This window comes from Eudoraea sp. (assembly GCF_049665975.1).
GTDB lineage: Bacteria > Bacteroidota > Bacteroidia > Flavobacteriales > Flavobacteriaceae > Eudoraea.
On sequence record NZ_JBATGR010000090.1, the window covers coordinates 1 to 3,853 of the forward strand.

A 3,853-nucleotide genomic window follows, 5' to 3' on the forward strand; every position below is an offset into this window, starting at 1 on the left:
GCACTCGGATTGTACTTGCTTTCCCACCATCGCGAAAACATAGGAGCCAGGGTAATTATAAAAAAGGAGTTTAAAATTCCAAACCAGGATGCATCTATCTGATTTCCCTCTTGAGAAAATTTATCAAACAATCTATAAAGAACCAAAACCCATATCCCTACAAATGCCAATGCAAGTACGATATTAGACAACCATATTCTTGAATAAGTCTTTTTAAACAACAGATATAAAACCCATGTAATAATTATGAGAGGTACGGTTGTAAGTAGTGCATCCACCACTTTGAAGACCATTGCCGAAGAGCCCACCAAATTTCTATTGGTATAATCTCTTGCAAAGAGGGTCATAGATCCTAACGCCTGTTCAAAGGCTGCAAAGAAAATTACAGTAAAAATTCCAAAGAAAACCACTGCAATAATCCGGTCTCTTACCAAAGGAATATATCTTGAAATCCTTGAGACAAGAAGAATAAGGAACAAAACTAGTGCAAAGAGTACTACAAAATTTGAACCTGATAATTCCCCAATCTCGAAAGGCAATACAATCTCGAAAGGCAATAAACTATCCCCACTTATCTTCTCAATTGGATCATTAAAGAGATAGAGCAATCCTCCTACAGCTGACAGGACTATAAGGACATAATCCAATATGGTAAACGGATTTAATTTTTCCACTGCCTTTTCTTCCTCAATAATTTCAGGAGACTCTTCATTTATGTTTTGAGTCAATTCTATCTTATGAACTTTGCCTGGTTTACCACCTACACTGCCAAATAGATTTTTAGCTAATAAAAATTGCATCATTCCGAAAAACATAAAAATACCTGCCAGTCCAAATCCCCAGGACCATCCAAAATTCTCAGCCAAATACCCGCATAGCATCATTCCGAAAAATGCCCCGGCATTTACACCCATATAAAATATAGTGTATGCTCCATCTTTTTTGGATTCTTTGCCTTTATACATTTCCGAAATAATCGAAGTAATATTAGGTTTAAAAAACCCGGTTCCTATAACCAAAAAGGCTAGACCCAGATAGAAAGTAGTGGTAGTTTCTACTGCCATAAAAGCATGACCCAAAGTCATAATAGCGCAACCTATTACAACAGCTATACGATATCCCGTAAATTTATCTGCAATATAGCCTCCAATAATAGGAGTTAAATAAAGTAACGAAGCATAGGTGCCTATAAGTGCCAGGGCATGTTCTCTTGGCCAATCCCATCCCGGATTATCACTGACAAATGGGGCAGTAAGGAAGAGGATCAAAAGAATACGCATTCCATAAAATGAAAAGCGTTCCCACATTTCAGTAAAAAACAAGACAAATAGGCCTGCAGGATGTCCTAAGACTTTATCCTTAAACAGATTTTCGATATCAGTATTCATTGGCTATAGTTTGGTTTGTTAATGGTATATATGACCTATCACTGTAAAAACAGCGCCTTAATCTGTTATGGCTCGTTCATCCTCTTCAGCTCCGTGAGTTAATCTTTTTAAGGGCTTCAGGACAGCAATCACCAACAAGCCGAAGATTACACAAAAGATTGTTATCCCTGCAAAAATATTGAGCTCGCCAGCCTCTGAGGCTGATTCTCCAATTAATCCGGCTACCTTATTCCCCAACCCGGTAGCAGCAAAATAAACCCCCATCATCAGGGCACCATAACGTATCGGAGCCAGTTTGGTTATAAAAGAGAGCGCAACCGGTGAGGCACATAATTCACCTATGGTGTGGAAAAGATACGCCAGTGCTAACCAATACAATGCCGATTTGCCAAGGGTTTCATATTGCATAGAAGCAAAGACCATAAAAACAAATCCTAAGCCCATGATGATAACTCCATTTGCCATTTTAAAAAGTGAGGAAGCTTCTTTCCCCCTATGCTTCCACCACATCCAGAAATTAGCAACGGGAACAGCGAATATCATGATATAGAAAGGATTGAAAAACTGAAAAGCAGCTGCAGGAATTTCATAACCAAATAAGAACCGGTCCGTCCTGTTCTCTGCATACAAATTCATGAGCCCACCTGCCTGTTCAAATGCCCCCCAAAAGACAATTACTATGATAAAAGAAAGTAACAAGACCAGGTAACGGTCCTTCTCTATTTGTGAACGCAAGTCTCCATAAATGGTTACCATCATACCTACAACCATAGACAGAAATAAAAAGAAAACAATATAGGCAACCTTCTGATTTTCTATGTAGTACCAAGCTACAATACTTGAAGAAACGGCAAGGAGAAAAGTCACCAACAAAGGGATCTTGGTACTGAATTGTTTCGTAAAAATATCTTTTATAGACACGTTGTCGATATCTGCCACTATCTCCTTTGGTTTATTTCCTACAGTTACCAGATATTTTTGTCCTGAAAGGTAAATAACCTGGCCCAAAACCATACCAATAGCCGCCAAACCAAAACCGGCATGCCATCCCCAGGTGTCCGCTACCCAGGCCACTACCAGGGCGGCCAAGGCGGCTCCGGTATTTATACCAATATAAAATATTGAAAATCCTTTATCACGTCGTTCGTCACCTTGTTTGTACAAGCCTCCAACCAGGGTAGATATATTGGGTTTAAGCATCCCTACTCCGGCGATTATGAGTCCTAAGCCTGAATAAAAGGCCCACATGAGTTCTATAGATAAAATACCATGACCCGCCACTAATAAAAAGCCACCTATCATGACGGCTCTTTTTTGCCCTATTATCTTATCTGCTATGATGCCCCCCGGGATAGAAGCCACATAGACCAGCATTGTATACCAGCCATACAAAGACAAAGCCTCTCCGTCTAACCAGCCCAATCCGGGGTTATCTCCCCTGGTTTGCGCTGTCAGATACAATACCAGTATACCTCTCATTCCATAGTAGGAGAAACGCTCCCACATTTCAGTCATAAACAGAATATAGAGCCCTGTAGGGTGTCCGAAGAGTTCTTTCTGGTGTGCTGGTTTTGTTGTTGTAGCCATGGTTTGTTTTGGTTTGTTATAGATTGTTCATTATAAAATTAGTCATTTTAGTATATAAATGTAATTTGGTATTACCCCCTTTAATACTATGGTTTTTGTCGGGATAAATTGCCCAGTCAAATTGTTTGTTTGCCTGTACCAAGGCTTCTATCATTCGCATGCTGTTTTGCACATGTACATTATCATCTCCGGAACCGTGCACCAATAAATAATCTCCCTCTAATAGCTGGGGATAATTAAAAGGTGAATTCTCATCGTAACCTCCGGGATTTTCCGCTGGAGTTCTCATGAATCGTTCCGTATAGATAGTGTCATAAAAACGCCAACTGGTGACAGGTGCAACTGCTATGGCCATTTCAAAAGTATCGCTGCCTTTCAGGAGGCAGTTTGTAGACATGTGCCCGCCAAAACTCCAACCCCATATCCCGGTTCTATCCGCGTCTATAAAAGGGTATTCACTTAGTTTTTTAGCTGCAGCAATTTGATCCTCAGTTTCATATTTTACTAAATTTAAATAAGTTACTTTCTTAAAATCACGTCCCTTTAAACCGGTACCCCTGCCATCCACACAAGCAACAATATACCCTTGTGAAGCCAGAATCTGATGCCAATAGTCATTTGGTTCCAACCATGTATTAGCGACTTCCTGAGATCCCGGCCCGCTGTATTGAAACATTAACAAGGGATATTTTTTGGAAGGATCAAAATCTTTTGGTTTCACCATCCACATATTCAATTCGTTTTCGTTGATAGATAGTGTAGAAAATTCCTTAGGGCTTAACTCATATCGCTCTAATTTGCTAACAAGGCTATTATTGTTTAAAATATCCTTTAATTTATCTCCTGATGCCGCCTTATGCAGCGTGAATTCAGGAGGT

3 protein-coding genes are annotated in these 3,853 nt (G+C 39.8%); all 3 read right to left on the reverse strand.

The genetic code is table 11. The features are described 5' to 3' along the window. Window positions 1–1,388, reverse strand: a 1,388-nt coding sequence (locus WBN20_RS03740; RefSeq protein ID WP_424280748.1) for a peptide MFS transporter, incomplete at its 3' end; no start/stop codon positions are given. Window positions 1,389–1,445: 57 nt separating this feature from the next. Further along, entirely contained in the window at window positions 1,446–2,975 is a 1,530-nt protein-coding gene (locus WBN20_RS03745; RefSeq protein ID WP_424280749.1) for a peptide MFS transporter, read from the reverse strand. 16 nt (window positions 2,976–2,991) lie between these two features. Next, window positions 2,992–3,853, reverse strand: an 862-nt coding sequence (locus WBN20_RS03750; protein ID WP_424280750.1) for an alpha/beta hydrolase family protein, incomplete at its 5' end; no start/stop codon positions are given.

Bases quoted from the DNA above. Each gene is read 5' to 3' on its own strand.
- WBN20_RS03745 (WP_424280749.1), bottom strand. From the start codon at position 2,975: ATGGCTACAACAACAAAACCAGCACACCAGAAAGAACTCTTCGGACAC.